Consider the following 18,105-nt stretch of genomic DNA (forward strand, 5'->3'; position numbering starts at 1 on the left):
CGTTATGCTCGGAGCCGGTGCTGGGGCGGCGGATTGGAACAAGGACGAGCGCGCAATCCTCGCGACGCTCCGTCTCAGCCAGCTGCCGCCAACGCCGGCCGATCCTTCCAGCCGCGTGGAAGGCAAGCCGCAGGCAGCCGCTTTGGGCAAGCGGCTGTTTTTTGACCAGCGCTTAAGCAGCAACGGCAAGATTTCCTGCGCCAGCTGCCATGATCCGAAGCAGCAGTTCCAGGATGGGAGGCCGGTGGGACAGGGCGTCGGCACCGGCATCCGGCGCACCATGCCGGTCACCGGCACGGGCCATAGTGCCTTCCTGTTCTGGGATGGCCGTAAGGACAGCCTGTGGGCGCAAGCGCTTGGTCCGCTGGAAGACGGTGCGGAGCATGGCGGCAACCGCCTGGCATTCGCGCGCCTGGTGCAGCAGCATTACCGCACCGACTACGAAGCCCTGTTCGGCGCCTTGCCCGATATGCAGCACCTGCCGGCCGAAGCGAGCCCGCTTGGCACGCCGGCCCAGCAGGCCGCGTGGAAGGCGATGGACAAGGCCTCGCAGCAGGAGATATCGCGCGTGTTCGCCAACATCGGCAAGGCGATTGCCGCATACGAAAAGACTTTGCACTTCGGCGCCTCGCGGCTGGACCAGTACATCGACGGCGTGCTGGCGAATGACAAAACGGCGGAACAGCTGCTGACCGTATCGGAGAAGAACGGATTGCGCATCTTCATCGGCGCGGGCCGCTGTGTGACCTGCCATAACGGGCCCATGCTGACCGACAATCAGTTCCACAACACCGGCATTGCCCCGCACGGACCGATGCCGCAAGCGCTGGGCCGCCGCGCCGGCGTGGCAAAGGTGCTGGCGGATGAATTCAACTGCCTGGGCCTGTTCAGCGACGCCAAACCGGAGCAATGCGGTGAGCTGCGCTTTATCGCCGACAGCCCGGCCCTGGAGGGGGCGTACAAGACGCCCAGCCTGCGCAACGTCGCCACACGCGCGCCGTACATGCACGCCGGCCAGATCGGCAGCCTGAGCGCGGTGGTGGCGCATTACCGCGCCGCGCCAAAGGCCAGGATCGGCAAGTCCGAACTGGAGCGCCTCAAACTGAGCGAGCAGGATGTGCGCGACATTGCGGCTTTCCTCACAGCCCTCGATAGCCCGATCAAGGAACAGCGATGATGCCTTTGTTGACTGGGGTTTTGCTGGCGCTGGCGACAGCCATCGGCGGCTGGGTGGTGGGATTCACCCGCGAGCGCGGATTTTTCCCCGTGGTGCTGATCGTGATCGCGACCTACAACCTGCTGTTCGCGGTCATGGCGGATTCACCGGGAACGCTGCGGCCGGAACTTGATGCCGCCATCGTGTTCCTCGCCCTGGCGGTTGCCGGCTACAAACGCTCGCTTTGGCTGGTGGCGCTGGGACTGTTCGCGCACGGCGTGTTCGATGCATTCCACGGCCGCCTGATTGCGAACCCCGGCGTGCCGGAGTTCTGGCCCGCATTCTGCGCTGGCTACGACCTGGCGTTCGCCGCCTGCTTGTCGCTGCTGCTGGCGTCCGGCGCCCAGCCACCGTCGCGGTAGACCTGCTGGTCGTCCAGGTAGACCGCGTCGGTCTGGACAAACACGTCCACGTGGAAGCGCGCGTCCTTGCGCTTGAACTGGGGCTTCTGGTACTGGCCATGCTTGGCGCCCAGCGAGAGGTGGATGCCGCACATACGTTCGTAGGTGCCGATATCGTCCACCGTGCGCTCGCGGGAAAACGCGCGGTTCATGCCGAAGCCCAGCTCGCGCACCCACACCTCGCCTTCGTGCGAACGGATAATCGACAGCATATTGTCGAATTCCGGCGTGCTGTTCTCGGCTCCGACCACGCGGCCTTTTTCCACGATCATGGTGATCGGCGTGGCAGGGCGGTTGACGTGGAAGGTGGTGTCGCCGAACACGAACACCTTGCAGCGGCCGTTGACCGCTTCCAGGTCTTGCGCCTCGGTGAAGACTTCGCCGATCGGGAACAGGCCGCCCACATTTTTCATGGCGCTGTAGTCGCCGATATTCAGCTTGGCCTCTTCGAATGGAGAAGCCCACACCAGCCGTTCGCCGCCGCTTTCCACCACGCCCGACTGGGCGCGGTCGATGCGCGCCTTCAGCGCGTGGCCCACGCCGCGGTAGTAGGCCGGATCGTAGGCCAGGGCGTCAATGTAGACCAGCCCCTGCTCGCCCGGCATGCGCGACAAGTGCATATGCTCGATCACCTTCAGGCCGCGCTTGAACAGCTCCATGCGGATGCGGTATTCGTTCAGGCGGAAGCTGGTGGTCTGCACCAGCACCACCAGGTCGCCCGCATTCAGTTGCTCGAAAGCCGCAAGCACGGCGTCCGGCTGTACCGTGTCGAAGTCGATAAAACGGCCCTCCGGCAGGGCCGCGCGATAGGCGGCGGCCAGCACCTCGGACAGCGCGCTGCGCTGGTCGAAAACCACTAAGGCCTGTTGTGGCGGGGCGTATTCAATGGCGTGGGCCAGCAGGTCGCTTACATGGCGGGCTGCCGAATCCCATGCGGCAGGTGGAAAAGGCGTCATTTTGGGGCTATAAAGAGGATGAGGCCTGCGCATTATACGGCGTGCCGCCGCTTGTACCGGGAAGGGGGCCGATGTAGAATCGGACAAATATAGCCGGAAAGAAACATTTCTAACCATATCCGGCCCACCATCTTGCGGGGAGCAGCAATGGGTGTACAGTTTGGCCAGGACTTGCCGCAGCAGCGGCCCGACAAGGAGGATAGCCGCGCGGCCGTCTTCGTCCCTACCATCAACGCCAAGGAAGACATCCTGGCAGCCGTACGCAAAGGCGCTGCGGTGGTCGGCTTCGGCAACCACGACCATACGCTGACCATCTATTACGAGAGCAACCGCTTCAACGAGCCGGCGCTGGCCAAGTGGGAGCACAAGGCGCGCAAGGCATATGACCGCCTGCTCGACAACCTGCCGACCACCTCGAAGATGGTCTGCAAGCCGGAAAACTTTGAGCAGGTGGGCTATATCAGCACCAAGGGCATCACCATCCGCCGCCGCGCCAGCCTGGATCGCTGGCTGGAGTATTCGGAAGCCCAGGACAGCGCGCCGGAAGGCGATACCGTCGCCTTTGCCCCGCCACCGCCACCGAAAAAGATCATCGCCGAATAAGTGCTACCATCTGCCGCATGGCTCTGACCCTTGCAGCCGGCGGCGCTGTGTTGTTGCTGTTGCTGGCATCCAACGTCATCAGACGCATTTTCGTGCGCCATGCCCGCGCGCGCGGCACCGAAATGGACGCTGCCGACACGGCCGGCTGGCTGGTGTTCTTCGCGGTAATCTTCCTCGGCGCTGCGGCGCTCGGCCTGCTCAACCCTTCCAAATTCCTTAGCCTGGCGTTTTGCAGCACCTTGCTGGTGTTCGGCGTGGCCGCCCTGGTTGGCGCCTTCGTCATCGGCCGCCGTTAGCCTCTTCCTGCCAGGCCACGGGGATGTTGCGGATCTCACTGCCATTCCAGGCCATTACCAGCCCCTCCACCCGTTTGCCGCCCTGCTCATTGGACACCTTCAGCGCCGCCACGTGGTAGCGGTAGTCGGGACCGAAGCGGCGCTCGGCGTCGCGCAGCGCGCGCTCGGCTGCTTCGCCATGCAGCAGCAGCGAGAGCATCACGCACACCAGGGCGGACAAGGCGGCGCCGCTTGCGGCCGGCAAGCCCATATGGCGCGGCTTGTGGCCGGCGGCGCGGCGCGCGGCCAGCACGGCGGGCGCGCCCAGGGTGCGGTTTAGCCAGTAGAGGATGAACAGCCAGATCGCGCTGGTGGCCAGCGAGGGCAGCATGCGCGGTTGCAGTTTGAGCTGGGTCAGGGTCAGGTCGACCGGTTGCATCAGGGGCCAGGCCAGCAGCATTACGCCCAGCGCGCACAGGCCGAACACGGCCAGCCAGCGCACGGCGGAGGCGACGTGCAGGCTGCCGAACAGCAAGCCGATACCGGCTGCTGCGCCGAGCAGAAAGAGGCCGGACCGGATGGCCAGCAGGTCGCAGGCGCCCAGCACCACAAGCACCATGCCCGCCCGCTTAAGGATGGGAATGTGCGCGTCCATGGGACTATTCTAGCGTAAGATTTTGCCTATGCAGGACGTAAAGGAGACAACATGAAAAGCATGATGACGGTGCTGTGCACGGTGCTTGCGCTGGGCGCGGCCAGCGGCTGCCAGAAGCCGGAAGACAAGCGGGTCGGCCCGGCCGAGCAGGCCGGCCGCGAACTCGATAAAGCCGCCGTCAAGGCCGGCGAAAAGCTGGAGCAGGCTGGCGACAAGCTGGATGCAGCTGCGCAGAAGGCGGGCGAAAAGCTGAACAAGGCCACCGAGAAGATCGGCGAAAAGGTCGAGGAGGCGGGCAAGGAAATCCAGGAATCCGCCCGCGAGGCGCGCAAGGAAAAGAACTAGTTGCCGGCTTTGGTCTTGAGCGGCACCACGTTGGATGGCGGCGGCTCGTCCGGCGCGCCGCCCAGCACCAGGGTCAGGTCGACAAAGCCTGAGCGCCAGGCCTGTTCCAGGTTCTGTTCGATGGCTTCCATCGAGGTCTGCTCGAAGTTTTCGAAGCCGCGTACGCCGTAAGCGCGGTTGCGGCCATGGGCCTTGGCCAGGTACAGCGCCATGTCCACCAGGTTGACCGCGCGTTCCCACGGCAGCGGCGTGCCGCCCGGCGCCAGCGGGAACGGGGCAAAGCCGACCGACACGTTGACGTGGATGGTGTGGTCCTGGAACTGCACCGGCTGCGAGCCGATGCAGGCCAGGATGCGGCGTGCGATTTCGTCCACGCCATTGCGCGGGATGGCAGGCAGGAAGGCCAGGAATTCTTCGCCGCCCCAGCGCACGATCATGTCGGTTTCGCGCAGGGCAATGCGCAGGCTTTCCGCAATCATCTTCAGCACGGCGTCGCCGGCGGCGTGGCCGTAGGTGTCGTTCACGTGCTTGAAGTGGTCCACGTCCAGCAGGAACAGGGCGCCGACGATATCCTCGCCGTTCACGCCGCGCCGCTCCACCTGGTTATGCGTGCGCATGTACTCCTGGAAGTGGCGGCGGTTGTACAGCGAAGTCAGTGGGTCGAGCGAGGACTGCGCCTTCAGCTCCAGGTTCTTCACTTCCAGCTGGGCATTGGCCTGGCGCACTTTGCGGTACAGCATGCCGACGATCACCGCGGCCAGCGCAAAAACCACGGCCAGCAGCCACCAGATGCGCTGCTGCAGGCGGCGCGCATTCAGTTCGGCGCCCTTGGCTTCGTTCTCGTGCGACAGCGATTCGATCTGGCGTTTCTTCTTCTCGGTGTCGTACTTTTCCTGCAGCTCCCACATCGCTTTCTTGCGCTGGGCTTCGAACAGTTCGTTGGAGATGGTGCGCTCGCGGTGGTAGGCCTCGACCGCGCCCTGGAAGTCGCCTACGCGTTCCAGCGCCTGGCCGTACTCGGTCAGCAGGGCCTGCAGCTCGGGCTTGTCGCCGGTCTTCTCGTAGTAGGCCATGCCCAGCGCGAAGGACTTCTTGCCCTCCGCGACCTTGCCGGTGCCCATATAGGCCTGGCCGGCGTTGATGCGGGCTGTGGCTTCAATGGAGGCGTCGCTGGCGTCGCGCGCGGCGGCTGCGGCCTCGTTGGCGTAGCGCAGCGCGGTGCCGAATTCGTGCTGCTTGAGGTTGATGTCGGACAGGTTGACCAGCGTGGTGGCAAACATGCGCTTGGCGCCGATCTTGCGGGTCAGCTCAAGGTTGTTCAGCAGCGCGCGCATGGCGCGCTTGTAATGGTGGGTGTCGATGGCCAGGCCGTATTCGGTGTTGTTGGCGAGCGTCATGCGGCCGGGCGAATTCAGCGCCTCCGATACTTCCACGGTTTCGGCCAGCGCTTCCCAGGCCTTGTCGTACTCGCGCATCTGGGTGTAGAGCAGGGTGAGGGCGTTCAGGGCGCTGGCCAGCGGCACCTTGTCGTTCTCAATCTGCTGCGCCAGTTCCACCGCAGACTGCAGGCGGTTCAGTGCGACCGGGTAGTTGCCCTGTTCGGCGTAGCTCTGGCCAGCGGTGATGGTGGCCTGCACGCGCAGCACCATGTCGCTGGTGGTATTGGCAACCTTTTCCGCTTCAAACGCTAGCTCGTGCGACACCTGGCGCTCGTTCATTGACGAACGCACATAGGCTTTGGTCAGCAGGCCCTTGGCGATGATGATCTTGTTGTCCTGGGAGCGGCCGAAATCGTGCAGTTCGGTGGCCAGTGCCAGCGCGCTGTCGAATTTGCCGAGGAAGCGGTGGGTCAGTGCCAGTTGGGCCAGGAATTCGGCGCGGGTCAGGGCTGGGGCGCTGCGCGCCTGCGGCTCCATTTGCTGCAACTGCACAAGGGCCTTGTCGGGAACGAAGCGGACCTGCTCGCGGATCTGGGCGATGTCCTCGTCCAGCGGCGACTGGGCCAGTGCGCACAGGGGCGCAAGCAGGCAGGCGCCCACCAGCAGGTGAAGGCGCTTGAAAAAGGTCGAAACCGGAAAGCCTGCCAACTTGGGTCCTTGGGTGTCGCGTGAGCAATATATGCGACCCATTATATGCCTGTTGCAGGCTGGAAATCCGCTTTGTGACTCACTATTTACGTGGGAGTGGCGAGAACTGTGGGGAAAATGCAAGTGGAATTTCCACTAGTGTAACTAAAGCCCAATATTGCAATTCATCCGGCGAATCCGGCTGTTCGTCGCACGGGCGCTGCGCCGGGGCGGCGGCGCCGCTACAGTCGCTCCATCTTTTATATCGGAGCGCACAAAATGCTCGAATTACGCAATGTCAGCAAGGCTTACCGCGACCTGAAAGCGGTCGATGACGTCACCCTGAAACTCGGTACTGGCGTGGTCGGCCTGGTCGGCCACAATGGCGCCGGCAAGACCACCCTGATGCAGCTGGTAGCCACGCTGGCGCGGCCAACGGCGGGCAGCATCCTGTTCGATGGCGTCGATATCGTGCGTAAGCCCGATGCCATGCGCAGCCGCCTGGGCTTCCTGCCGCAGGAGTTCGGCGTGTATCCGAACCTGACGGCGCTGGAATGCATGCAGTATTTTGCGGCCCTGAAGGGCGTGCGCGATCCGGCCCGCATCCGGCACTTGCTGGAACTGGTCAACCTGGCCGAGCATGCGGGGCGGCCGGCGGCGTCCTTCTCGGGCGGCATGCGGCGCCGCCTGGGCATTGCGCAGGCGCTGCTGAACGATCCCGATATCCTGATCGTGGACGAACCGACGGCGGGCCTGGACCCGGAGGAGCGCCTGCGCTTCCGCCGCCTGCTGTCGGAGCTGGGTTTCGGCAAGCTGGTGATCGTGTCGACCCATATCGTGCCGGACGTGGAAAGCATTGCGGGCCAGCTGGCGATCATGCGCAAGGGGCGCCTGCTGGCGCTGGAGACGCCTGACGACATCCTGCAGCGTGCGCGAGGCCAGGTGTGGCAGGCCAGCGTCGATGCGGAGGAGTACGAGTCGCTGCGCAGCCAGCTGCATGTGCTGCAGGCGCAGCGCCAGGGGGCGCAGGTGCAGCTGCGGGTGGCGCACCCGGGCCTGCCGTTCGCGGGGGCGCAGGCGGTGGAGCCCAGCCTGGAAGAGGCGTTGATGGCGCAACGCTATGCGCTGGCGGAGGCGGCATGAACTGGCACGCCTTGCGCGTTATCGCGCTGAACGAGGTGCGGCTGCGCATGCGGCGCCTGTCGACGCTGGTGGTGTTGCTGGCGGCCGTGGGCCTGTGCTGGCTGGCCATTGCCGATCCTTCGGGCGGCGCCACCATGATGGTGATCAACAAGAAGCGCGTGCTGTACACCAGCCAGGCGCTGGCTTTCGGCAGTGCGCATATCGCGGGCATGATGATCGGGCTGGCCGGCTTCTACCTGCTGCGCGGGCGTACGGCGCAGGACCTGGAGAGCGGCATGGGGGCGGTGATCGGCGCCACCGGCGCGGATAATTCCTTGCTGTCCGTCGGACGCTGGCTGGGCGGCGTGGCCTACTTGCTGGTATGTGTGCTGGCCTACCTGGGTTCGACCCTGGCCTTGCATGCGCTGCGCGGCGAGGGGGCGGTGCAGCTGCTGATCTACCTGCAGACTTACGCCCTGATGCTGCTGCCGATTGTGAGTTTTTGCGCGGCGTGCGCGGTCTTGTTCGACAATATCGGGCCGCTGGTGGGCAAGCGCGGCGATGTGCTGTTCTTCTTCATATGGTGCATGCAGTTTGGCGCGGTGGCGGGTGTGATCGAGAGTCCGGACACCAGTTGGCCGATACTGTTCGATTTTTCGGGCGTGTCGGTGGCGGTGACAACGCTGCGCGACCATTATGCGACCACCTATTTTGCGATGGGGCGGCATGGCTTCGATCCGGCGGTGGCGCCGATCGTGATGCCGGAGTCGTTCTGGACCCTGCGCGCGTTTGGCTTCCGCAGCGCCACGCTGCTGCTGTCGCTGCTGGTGCTGGTGCCGGCGGTGCTGTTCTTCCACCGCTATTCTCCGGACCGTGTGCGCCAGCGTTCGGCGCGCGGCAACCGTTTGTTGGCGCTGGCGGATCGTGCGCTGCGTCCGGTGGGCTGGCTGGTGCGTCCTTTGCCGGCGCTGGCAATGCGGGTTCCGGGCTTTGCCGGAGAGGTGCTGGCCGAGGTGGCGCTGGTGCTGGCCATGTCGCCTGCCGCCACGCTTGTTTTGCTTGGCACCGGCGCGGCTGCATTGCTGGCGGACGGCCCGGCGCTGGCGGGTGTGATGACCCTTGGCGTGGTGGGGTGGGGCGTGCTGGTATGCGGCATCGTGCCGCGCGACTGGCAGAACGGGGCGGATGCCATGACCGGCGTGCTGCCAGGTGGTGCGGCGCGCCGCTATCTGCGCCAATGGAGCGCGAGCCTGGTGCTGGCTGCGCCGCTGGCTGTGGTGGCGCTGCGCTGGGCTGCGCATGAGCCGGCGCGTGCTGTCGCGGGGCTGGCTGGGGTTGTGGCGCTGGCGTCGGCCGCCAGCCTGTTGGGGGGCTTGACGCGTGGGGCGCGCCTGTTCCTCGCGCTGTTCCTGTTCACATGGTATGTGGCGCTCAATTCGGCGAAGGTTTCTTCGCTGGATATGGTGGGCTTCAACGGCGCCGCCACCTTTGCGACGGCGGCGGCGTGGGGCTTGGCTGGGATGCTGGTGTGGATGGCGGGGCTGGCCTACAGCCGCCGAAGCGCCTGACCCGTGCCGCCGGTTTGCGCGGCAGGCTCGGGACGGCGCAGCGCTACCGCGTGACGATCAGAACTCTTCCCACTCGTCCGCGGCGGCGGCCTGGCGGGCCGGCGCGCGGGGGGCGGGACGTGGTGCGGGACGGGCGGCGTTAGGGCGGGCTGGCGCTGGCCGTGCCGGCGGCTGCAGCGCGGTGACGGTGAGCGCGCTGGAGCTGCGTGGCGCGGGCATGCCCGCCATCCCACCGCTCTTGAGGCGGAAGATGCTGACCGCCTGGGCCAGCGCCTGCGCCTGTTCCTGCAAGCTTTCGGCGGCAGCAGCCGCCTCCTCGACCAGCGCCGCATTCTGCTGCGTGATCGCATCCATCTGCCCGATCGCCTGGTTCACTTCCCCGATACCGCTGCTTTGCTCCTGGCTGGCGCTGGTGATCTCGCCCATGATGCCGGCCACCTTGTGCACCGAATCCACGATCCGGTGCATGGTGTCGCCCGCCGCATCGACCAGCCGGCCGCCTTCCTCAACGCGCGCCACCGAAGCCCCGATCAGTTCCTTGATCTCCTTGGCCGCCGCAGCGCTGCGCTGCGCCAGGTTGCGCACCTCCGACGCCACCACCGCAAACCCGCGCCCCTGCTCACCGGCGCGCGCCGCTTCCACCGCCGCGTTCAGCGCCAGGATATTGGTTTGGAACGCAATCCCGTCGATCACACCGATAATGTCGTTGATACGCGCCGAGCTGTCCTTGATAGCGCCCATGGTGCTCACCACCTGCGCCACCACATCGCCGCCTTGCTCCGCCACCTGCGCCGCTTCCGCCGCCAGGTGGTTGGCCTGCTGCGCATTGGTCGCATTCTGCTGCACGGTATCGGTCAGCGTCTCCATCGCGCTTGCGGTTTCCTCCAGTGAGGAAGCCTGCGACTCGGTGCGCGCCGACAGGTCGGCATTGCCGGTCGCGATTTCGCTGGTGGCCACCGTCATCTGGTCGGTGCTGCCGCGGATATTGCCAATCATATCGGCCAGCCCCTGGTTGATATGCTCCATCGCATTCAGCAGCTGGCCGATCTCGTCGCCACGGCCGGTGTCGATGTCCTGGCTCAAATCGCCGCCCGCAATGCACTCCGCCGTATCGATCGCCTGCTGCAGGCCGGAGCGGATATAGCGGTAGGCAAACAGCAGGCAGGCCACGGAAGCAATCACCGACAGCGTCTGCAGCACTTGCGCCAGGAACTGCGCCTTGTCGAACGCCGCGCTGGCCGCCGCCACCTCAGCCCCGGTACGTTCGTCCAGCAGGGCCAGGAACTCATTCACCGGCTTCATGATCTTGGCCTTGTTCTGGTGATAGGCCTTGTCGTGCATGATGCGGCGGGCCATGTCCAGGTCCGGCTCCGCCTCGCGCGTGAAGCCGCCCTTGCCGTCATCGAACTTGCCCTTCACCGCGTTCATGGCAATGACTTCGGTGCGAACCAGTTCGTTGGAGTTGGCCTCGGCCTCTTTCAGCTTGCCGAATTCCTGGTCGGTGAAACCGGCGCGCTTCATCAGCTCGGACAGCGCGATGGTCTGCCCCGAGGAAGCCGGTACCGGCGCACCAGCCGCCACAAAATCCCAGTAGATGCGTTCGTAGTTGGCCGGACGCGGTTTCTGGCCGTTGCGGATGGCCAGGATGTCCATGTACTGCTGCTCGTAGGCCGCCTCGCCCGACACCACATACACCCGCGCCAGGCGGGTCAGGTCATCGGAGCTTTGCCGCAGTTCGTCGGCCAGGAGGTAGGACTGGTAGCGCGAATCCGCCGCGCGTTTCGCTTCCGCCTCCTTGTTGGAAACGCGGATCAAGGCCAGCATCGTCAGGGCTGCCAGGACGACGGTTACGGCGAAAAACGCGATGAAAATGCGCTTGATAGATAAGTTCTTTGACATGGTACTGTCCCCATTGCTTTCTTTCGGAAAGAGCACTCTAGGGACAGCATACGCCGGCTACAAATCTACTAGTAACACTTTTTAAAACTAGGCCGCCAGCTGTTGTAAAAGATAGAGACGCTGGTAGAAACCATTCTCAATTTGCATCAAATCCTCGTGCGGCCCCTGCTCGACGATGCGGCCGTGGTTCAGCACCACGATGCGGTCCGCCTCGCGGATGGTCGACAGGCGGTGCGCGATGGCGATGATGGTGACCTGCCCGCGCAGCTCATTCAGCGCCACCTGCACGATCTGCTCGGTGTGCGAATCGATGCGCGAAGTCGCCTCGTCCAACAGCAGGATGCGCGGTTTGCCGGCCAGCGCGCGGGCAATCGCGATCAGCTGCTTCTGTCCCGAGGACAGGCGCGAGCCGCCTTCACCCATGACGGTATCGTAGCCGTCCTCCATCGCCATGATGAAATCATGACAATGCGCGGCGCGCGCGGCGGCCTCGATCTCCTGCTGCGACAGGCCGCGGCCCATATCGATATTCTCGCGCGCCGAAGCGGCCAGCAGGAAAGGGTCTTGCGGCACCAGGCCGACATCGGCGCGGAACTGCTCGTTGTCGATTTCGTCCAGCAGCATGCCGTTCATGCGGATGCTGCCGTGCGGGGCAGGGTAGTAGCGCAGTAGCAGCGACAGCAAGGTCGACTTGCCGCTGCCGGTGTGGCCGACGATGCCGAAGAAAGCGCCCTGCGGGATCTGCAGCGACAGGTCATGCAGAACGCGCTGGCCCTCGATGTACTCGAAATCCAGGTTGCGGATATCGGCCGCCGGCGCTCCATCGTCATTGGCAGCGTGGCGCGCATGGCTGCCTGCGGCGAGGTGTTCCGTTGCTTGCGCTTCGCCCAGCAGGATCGCCACGCGCGACGTTGCCACCACCGATTGCTGCAGCTGGCTGAATTGCATGGTGATCTGGATCAGCGGCTCAATCACGCGCGCAATGTAGTTGATGAAGGCATACAGCACGCCTACTTCCGCCGCGCTCATATCGCGCTGGCCGAACATGAAGATCACGGATGCCAGCAGCAGGATGTTCAGCATATCCAGCGCCGGGCGCAGCAGCCAGGCATTGGCGCGGATCTCCGCCAGGCGCTGGGTGTAGTGATCGGCGTTGGTCTTGGCAAAGCGCTGGCCGAAACGCAGCTCCGCGTTGTTCGCCTGCAGAACCGTCATGCCGCCGATGGATTCGGCGATCTGCGCGTTGATATCGCTGCGCAGCTGGCGCGCGCGCGTCACGGCCGGAGCGCTCAGGCGCTGATAGAGCCACACGATCACCAGCACGAACGGCAGCAGCGCCACCACGATGGTCATCAGGCGCCAGTCCAGCCAGGCCATGGCCGACACCGTGCCGGCCAGCACGATGGTGCTGTCCAGGATCACGAACAGCACCTGGATGTAGAGGCCTTTGACCGCCTCCGTGTCATTGGTGACGCGCGACACCAGCTGGCCGGTAATGGCGCGGTCGAAGAAGGCCATCGGCAGCTTCAGCACATGGCTGTAGACCCGCTCGCGCAGGCGCTGCACCGAACGCATCGCCACGCCCGACAGGCGCACCAGCTGCAGGTAGCGCACCCAGCTCGCGACCCATCCCGTCAGCAGCACGCCGGCCAGCAGCAGCGCCATGGGCAGCCAGTCCAGGTGTTTCGGCAGCAGGTGTTCGTCGATCAGGCGCTTGCCCAGCAAAGGTCCCAGCACTTCCATGCCCGCCGCCACGGCCAGCCACAGCACCGCCCAGCCCAGGTGATGCTGGTCCGGCGCCGACGCTTCGCGCAGCAGGCCGAGCGCGCGGCGCGTCTGTTCGCGCGCGCTTTCGCGGGTGTTCGTGTTTTCAGGCTGCGTCAAGGCTGGCCTCCAATTGTTGGTAGCGCCACTGGCTGGCGTACCAGCCGTTCAGCGCGAGCAGTTCTTCATGCGTGCCCGATTCCGTGATGCGGCCATGCTGCAGCACCACGATCTGGTCCGCATCCACCACAGCGCTCAGGCGGTGGCTGGCGATGATGGCGCAGCGTGTCGCATGCGCACGGCGCAATTCCGCCAAGTGTTCCAGGATGGCCGTTTCGGTGCCGGTATCTACCGCCGACAGCGCATCGTCCAGCAGCAACAGCTCGTTATCGGACAGCAGCGCGCGCGCAATCGCCACGCGCTGGCGCTGGCCGCCGGACAGGGTGATGCCTTTTTCGCCGACCTCCGTTTCATACTTGTGCGGGAACAGCAGGATATCGTCGTGGATCGCGGCCAGGTTGGCGGCGCGCTCCACATCCGCGCGGGTCGCCTCCGGCCGCGCCAGCGCGATATTCTCCGCGATCGAAGCCGAGAACAGGAAGGACTCCTGCGGCACCCAGCTGATCGCCCCGCGCAACGCTTGCAGCGTGTAGGCGTCCAGCGCATGGCCGCTCCAGGTGACACGGCCAGCGGTCGGCGCGACCTGGCGCAGCAGCACGCGCAGCAGGGTGGACTTGCCGCAACCGGTCGGGCCGACCAGGCCCAGGGTCTGGCCCGGCTTCAGGGTCAGCGAGATGTCCGCCAGCGCCGGATCGTGCTGGCCGGGATAGGAGAAGCTCACGCCGTGCAGTTCCAGGTTGCCGGGAGCGACGTGCGGCAGCGTGCCATGGTCCTCGATGGTCAGCGGCGCATCCAGCATCGGCTGCAAGCGCGCATAAGCCGCGCGGCCACGCTCGATCAGCGACAGCACCCAGCCCGCAGCGAACATCGGCCAGATCAACTGGCCCAGGTACATGCTGAAGCTGGTCAGCTCGCCGATGGTCAGCTCGTTGTGCCACACCAGGTAGCCACCCAGGCCCAGCGACAGGGCGGTGGCTGCGGTCAGGGTCAGGCCCACTGCCGGCTCATAGGCCGCTTCCCAGCGCTGCGCGGTCAGGCTGGCATCCGCCGCCGCGCCGGCCAGCTCCTGGAAGCGCGCGCTGCTGCGCTGCTCCAGGCCCAGCGCGCGCAAGGTCCGCACGCCGGACAGGGTCTCCTGCACATGGTCGTTCAGTGCGCTGAAGCGCTTCAGCGAATCGGCCGATGCGGTGTGGATGTGCGACGAAATGCGCCAGAACGCCCACGCCATCAGCGGGAAAGGGATCAGTGCGAACAGCGCCAGGCGCCAGTCGACGCCGACCAGCATCATGCCCAGCACCAGCAGCAAGGTCAGGGTGCCATCGAAACCCGCCAGCATTGCCTCTCCGGCCGCCATCTCGATCGCATCGATATCGTTGGTTGCCAGCGCCATCAGGTCGCCGGTGCGCTGCTTCTGGAAGAACTGCGGGCCCTGGAGGGAAAGACGGCGATAGAAGCGCGTACGCAGTTCAACGCCAAGCTGGTAAGCCGCAGAAAAGAGCTTCATGCGCCAGGCCACGCGCAAGCCATAGTTGGCCAGGCCCAGGAGCAGCAGCAGACCGATCGCCTGCAACAGAGCCTCACGCCCAAGCTTACCCGCCGCCAGGCCATCGACCATAAAGCCGATCTGGCGCGGGATCCAGATCCCGATGATCGCCACCCCGGTCAGCATAGCGCCGGCGGCAGCATAAGGACGCCAATGGCTACGGACGAAGCCACCGATCAGGCGCGATAAACTCATAAGCTAATTTGGAAAATGCCGCAAAGAGCCTGCAAGCATACATCAGCCCAGAATTTCCCGCCGAGCGTCAAAGTCGGGGTCATGTCTGACATTCGGACACGAAGCCAGCCGTAGGCATCCCCTACGGCTGGCCTCGTGTCCGAATGTCAGACATGACCCCGACTTTGGCCGAGCCCGTGTCCCACCTCGCCCCTAGGGGCAACCCCAAGGTGGGACACGGGCTGGAGTGTGGAATTACTTCTTGGACTTCGCCTGGATTTCGGCTTTGGGGTCGGGGAAGCTGGCGGCTGGTTTGGCGGACTTGGGTTCCGCTTTTACTTCTGCCTTGGGTTCTTCTACTTCAGCTTTGGGAGCGGCGGGCTTGGCTTCGGCTTTGGGAGCTTTCGGCGCTGGCGCTGGCGCAGCCACCGGGGCTGGGACTGGCGCCGGTGCGGCGACGGCCAGCTTCGGTACCTTCACTGCCTGCTTGCTGGCTTCCTTGATCTGGTCCTGCGCTGCCTGGAACAGCTCGGCCTGGGTCTTGCTGGCGATGCTGAACAGCTCGCGGCCGTAAGCAAACACGCCGTCAAAATTCGGCACGCTGGCGGTGCTCTTGGCGAAGAATTCCTGCGGGTCCTTGGCTTCCAGCAGTTCGCGCGCGGTGGCGGAACCTTTGGCGACGTTGGCCTTGGTGGTGTTCAGGTTGAGGGCAATCACCTTCTGCGCGCCTTCGAAGGCGGTGGTGGCGAAGTTGTTGAGGATTTTCAGCTGCGCTTCCAGCTGCGACTTGGTGGCTGCGGAAAATTGCTCGGTAATCGAAAACATATTTTCTCCTGGAACGGATGGGAAATGGTGCGCTGCAATAAGGCCATTCTAGCGACGAATTATGGTAATGGAAAGACATTTTTGCCCACTTTTGAAGCAAAAGTTATGCACCGCAACATTGCGTGCCCGGCGCGCTCTGCCTACAATCGGCCATCCTCACCCGTGGAGCCTGCGATGGATCTTGTGATACGCAATGCCACCTTGCCGGATGGCCGCCAGAATATCGATATCGCGATTGAAGGCGGCCGCATCGCCGCAGTCGCTCCTGCCTTGCAAGTGAAGGCCGCGCGGGAAATCGATGCGGCCGGCGACCTGGTCGCGCCGCCCTTCGTCGATGCCCACTTCCATATGGATGCCACGCTGAGCTATGGCCTGCCGCGCGTGAACCAGTCCGGCACGCTGCTCGAGGGCATCGCGCTGTGGGGTGAACTGAAACCACACCTGACGCAGGAAGCCTTGGTCGAGCGCGCGCTGCAGTATTGCGACTGGGCGGTGGCGCGCGGCTTGCTCGCCATCCGCAGCCATGTCGATATTTGCGACGACCGCCTGCTGGCGGTGGAGGCGCTGCTGGACGTCAAGCGCCGCGTCGCCCCTTATCTTGATTTGCAGCTGGTGGCCTTCCCGCAGGACGGCATATTGCGCAGCCCGAGCGCGCTGGATAACCTGAAGCGCGCCATCGCCATGGGCGTGGACGTGGTCGGCGGCATCCCGCACTTCGAGCGCACCATGGCCGATGGCGCCGAGTCGGTGCGCATCCTGTGCGAATTCGCGGCGGACAAGGGCTTGCGTGTCGATATGCACTGTGACGAGTCGGACGACCCGCTCTCGCGCCATATCGAGACCCTGGCTTTCCACACGCAGCGCCTCGGCTTGCAGGGCAGGGTGGCGGGTTCGCACCTGACCTCCATGCATTCGATGGACAACTATTACGTGAGCAAGCTGCTACCGCTGATGAAGGAAGCCGGCGTGGCCGCCATCGCCAACCCGCTGATCAATATCACCTTGCAGGGCCGCCACGATACCTACCCCAAGCGGCGCGGCATGACGCGCGTGCCGGAACTGCTGGCCGCCGGCATCGAGGTCGCCTTCGGCCACGATTGCGTGATGGACCCGTGGTACAGCCTGGGCTCGGGCGATATGCTGGAAGTGGCCCATATGGGCCTGCACGTGGCGCAGATGACAGGCCAGGCGGCCATGCGCCAGTGCTTCGAGGCGGTGACCAGCGCGCCGGCCCGCATCCTCGGCCTGGAAGGCTATGGCTTGCAACCTGGATGTCACGCTGACCTGGTGCTGCTCGATGCCGCCGACCCGGTGGAGGCCATCCGCCTGCGTGCGGCGCGGCGCCTGGTGCTGCGGCGTGGGCAGGTTGTGGCTGAGTCAGCGCCGGCGCGGGTGCGGCTGGCTGTGCCGGGGCGGCCGGGGCAGGTCGATTTCCGCCTGGGCAGGCAAGCTGGACTTGCAAGGGAAAATGCATGAAAATTCAGCATCATTCCTGCCGATGGGAGCAGCTTTGAAAGATATCGTCATCCGCCCGGCCACCGAGGCTGATTTCGACTCCATGTGGACGATTTTCCAGGAGTTGATCGCCAGCGGCGATACCTATTACTTTGCCGCGGATACCAGCCGCGACGATTGCCACAGCTATTGGTTCGGGCGCGGCATCAAGTCCTGGGTGGCGGTGCTCAACACCGGCCGCCTGCTGGGCATGTACCGCCTGCTGTCCAACCAGCTCGACCGTGGCGCCCATGTGGCCAACGCTTCCTTCATGGTCAGCCCGGCCGCGCAGGGCGTGGGCATCGGCAAGATGCTGGGCCGCCATTGCCTGGAGCAGGCGCGCCGCGATGGCTATCTGGCCATGCAGTTCAATTACGTAGTGAGTACCAATGTCTCGGCTGTGCTGCTGTGGAAGCGGCTCGGCTTTTCCGTGATCGGCACGCTGCCGCGTGCCTACCGCCACCAGCAGCTCGGTTTTGTCGACGTGTATGTGATGTACAAGTTCCTGGCCGATCCCAACGATTGGCCTGAACAATGATTGAAACCGAACGACTGACCCTGCGCCCCATTACTGTTGACGATGCCGCGTTCTACCTGCAGCTGCTGAACGAGCCGTCCTTCCTTGAAAACATTGGCGATAAAGGCGTGCGCGACCTGGACGGTGCGCGGGCCGCGATCCTGGCCGGGCCGGTCGAGATGCAGGCGCGCCTCGGTTATTCGCTGTGGCTGGTGCTGCGCAAAGAGGATGGCGCCGCCATCGGCATGTGCGGCCTGATCCGGCGCGATACTTTGCCGGCTACCGATATCGGCTATGCCTACTTGCCGGCCTACTGGGGGCAGGGCTATGCCTGGGAGGCGGCGCAGGCGGCCATGGCCTATGGCCGCGATGTGGTGGGCCTGACGCGGCTGCTGGGCATCGTCTCGCCCGGCAATACGGCGTCGTCGCAATTGCTGCAGAAGCTGGGTATGAGCTATATCGAGCGCATCGAACCGAATACCGACCTGTATGGCATGGAGTTTCCGCCCAACCACAAGTAAATTGTCCCCAACAACTGTTTCTTGGCTTTTACTACTTAAAA

At 64.7% G+C, this 18,105-nt stretch carries 17 protein-coding genes; 10 read left to right on the forward strand and 7 right to left on the reverse strand.

Annotation, left to right across the window (positions count from 1 at the left end; all coding sequences use genetic code 11):
* Positions 1-4 precede the first annotated feature (4 nt).
* A complete protein-coding gene (locus AAHE99_RS13095) occupies positions 5-1,177 on the forward strand; it encodes a cytochrome-c peroxidase (protein ID WP_342117785.1) in 1,173 nt (390 codons plus the stop codon).
* On the forward strand, positions 1,174-1,578 hold the full coding sequence (locus tag AAHE99_RS13100) for a hypothetical protein (RefSeq protein WP_342117786.1): 405 nt from the start codon (positions 1,174-1,176) through the stop codon (positions 1,576-1,578). Before AAHE99_RS13095 ends, AAHE99_RS13100 begins: the two co-directional genes overlap by 4 nt.
* On the opposite strand, the gene AAHE99_RS13105 is transcribed toward AAHE99_RS13100, so the two are convergent.
* Positions 1,509-2,573 carry a hypothetical protein gene (locus AAHE99_RS13105; protein WP_342117787.1) on the reverse strand — a complete coding sequence of 355 codons (1,065 nt, stop codon included), beginning with the start codon at positions 2,571-2,573 and terminating at the stop codon, positions 1,509-1,511. The genes AAHE99_RS13100 and AAHE99_RS13105 overlap by 70 nt on opposite strands.
* A 147-nt stretch (positions 2,574-2,720) precedes the next feature.
* Here AAHE99_RS13105 and AAHE99_RS13110 point away from each other — a divergent pair, with 147 nt between their 5' ends.
* Together AAHE99_RS13110 and AAHE99_RS13115 are read left to right on the forward strand one after the other, a co-directional pair.
* Complete coding sequence (locus AAHE99_RS13110; protein ID WP_342117788.1) at positions 2,721-3,176, forward strand: hypothetical protein; 456 nt, start codon at positions 2,721-2,723, stop codon at positions 3,174-3,176.
* A gap of 17 nt (positions 3,177-3,193) precedes the next feature.
* The gene (locus tag AAHE99_RS13115; protein ID WP_342117789.1) at positions 3,194-3,472 is read left to right on the forward strand and encodes a hypothetical protein; all 279 of its coding nucleotides are present in this window, start codon (positions 3,194-3,196) and stop codon (positions 3,470-3,472) included.
* Here the strand turns inward: AAHE99_RS13115 and AAHE99_RS13120 are convergent.
* Positions 3,456-4,106: a hypothetical protein gene (locus AAHE99_RS13120; RefSeq protein WP_342117790.1), complete on the reverse strand. Its 651-nt coding sequence runs from the start codon at positions 4,104-4,106 to the stop codon at positions 3,456-3,458. The genes AAHE99_RS13115 and AAHE99_RS13120 overlap by 17 nt on opposite strands.
* A gap of 51 nt (positions 4,107-4,157) precedes the next feature.
* Between AAHE99_RS13120 and AAHE99_RS13125 the strand changes: the two genes are divergently transcribed.
* Positions 4,158-4,451 (forward strand): apolipophorin, encoded by a 294-nt coding sequence (locus AAHE99_RS13125; RefSeq protein WP_342117791.1) that lies wholly within the window; start codon positions 4,158-4,160, stop codon positions 4,449-4,451.
* Here the strand turns inward: AAHE99_RS13125 and AAHE99_RS13130 are convergent.
* On the reverse strand, positions 4,448-6,538 hold the full coding sequence (locus AAHE99_RS13130; protein ID WP_342117792.1) for a tetratricopeptide repeat-containing diguanylate cyclase: 2,091 nt from the start codon (positions 6,536-6,538) through the stop codon (positions 4,448-4,450). The genes AAHE99_RS13125 and AAHE99_RS13130 overlap by 4 nt on opposite strands.
* A 258-nt stretch (positions 6,539-6,796) precedes the next feature.
* On the opposite strand from AAHE99_RS13130, the gene AAHE99_RS13135 reads away from it, so the two are divergent.
* Positions 6,797-7,660 carry an ABC transporter ATP-binding protein gene (locus tag AAHE99_RS13135; protein WP_342117793.1) on the forward strand — a complete coding sequence of 288 codons (864 nt, stop codon included), beginning with the start codon at positions 6,797-6,799 and terminating at the stop codon, positions 7,658-7,660.
* The gene (locus tag AAHE99_RS13140; RefSeq protein ID WP_342117794.1) at positions 7,657-9,207 is read left to right on the forward strand and encodes a hypothetical protein; all 1,551 of its coding nucleotides are present in this window, start codon (positions 7,657-7,659) and stop codon (positions 9,205-9,207) included. The genes AAHE99_RS13135 and AAHE99_RS13140 overlap by 4 nt, the downstream gene beginning before the upstream one ends.
* Positions 9,208-9,264: 57 nt before the next feature.
* Here the strand turns inward: AAHE99_RS13140 and AAHE99_RS13145 are convergent, their stop codons facing one another.
* The 4 genes from AAHE99_RS13145 to phaP all read right to left on the reverse strand — a co-directional run bounded on the left by AAHE99_RS13145 (position 9,265) and on the right by phaP (position 15,532).
* The gene (locus AAHE99_RS13145; protein WP_342117795.1) at positions 9,265-11,106 is read right to left on the reverse strand and encodes a methyl-accepting chemotaxis protein; all 1,842 of its coding nucleotides are present in this window, start codon (positions 11,104-11,106) and stop codon (positions 9,265-9,267) included.
* 87 nt (positions 11,107-11,193) lie between these two features.
* Entirely contained in the window at positions 11,194-12,849 is a 1,656-nt protein-coding gene (locus AAHE99_RS13150; RefSeq protein WP_446728922.1) for an ABC transporter ATP-binding protein, read from the reverse strand.
* Positions 12,850-12,976: 127 nt separating this feature from the next.
* The gene (locus AAHE99_RS13155) at positions 12,977-14,728 is read right to left on the reverse strand and encodes an ABC transporter ATP-binding protein (protein WP_342117797.1); all 1,752 of its coding nucleotides are present in this window, start codon (positions 14,726-14,728) and stop codon (positions 12,977-12,979) included.
* A 234-nt stretch (positions 14,729-14,962) separates the two neighbouring features.
* The gene (gene phaP, locus AAHE99_RS13160) at positions 14,963-15,532 is read right to left on the reverse strand and encodes a TIGR01841 family phasin (RefSeq protein WP_342117798.1); all 570 of its coding nucleotides are present in this window, start codon (positions 15,530-15,532) and stop codon (positions 14,963-14,965) included.
* A 174-nt stretch (positions 15,533-15,706) separates the two neighbouring features.
* On the opposite strand from phaP, the gene AAHE99_RS13165 reads away from it, so the two are divergent.
* From AAHE99_RS13165 to AAHE99_RS13175, 3 genes are read left to right on the forward strand one after another with little or no spacing between them, the layout of a single operon-like run.
* Positions 15,707-17,008: an amidohydrolase family protein gene (locus AAHE99_RS13165; RefSeq protein WP_342117799.1), complete on the forward strand. Its 1,302-nt coding sequence runs from the start codon at positions 15,707-15,709 to the stop codon at positions 17,006-17,008.
* Between the two features lie 34 nt (positions 17,009-17,042).
* Positions 17,043-17,564: a GNAT family N-acetyltransferase gene (locus AAHE99_RS13170; protein ID WP_342117800.1), complete on the forward strand. Its 522-nt coding sequence runs from the start codon at positions 17,043-17,045 to the stop codon at positions 17,562-17,564.
* Complete coding sequence (locus tag AAHE99_RS13175) at positions 17,561-18,064, forward strand: GNAT family N-acetyltransferase (protein ID WP_342117801.1); 504 nt, start codon at positions 17,561-17,563, stop codon at positions 18,062-18,064. Before AAHE99_RS13170 ends, AAHE99_RS13175 begins: the two co-directional genes overlap by 4 nt.
* The last annotated feature ends 41 nt before the right edge of the window (positions 18,065-18,105 follow it).

It is taken from the genome of Pseudoduganella sp. OTU4001 (assembly GCF_038440195.1).
In the GTDB taxonomy this organism is placed as follows: domain Bacteria; phylum Pseudomonadota; class Gammaproteobacteria; order Burkholderiales; family Burkholderiaceae_D; genus Rugamonas.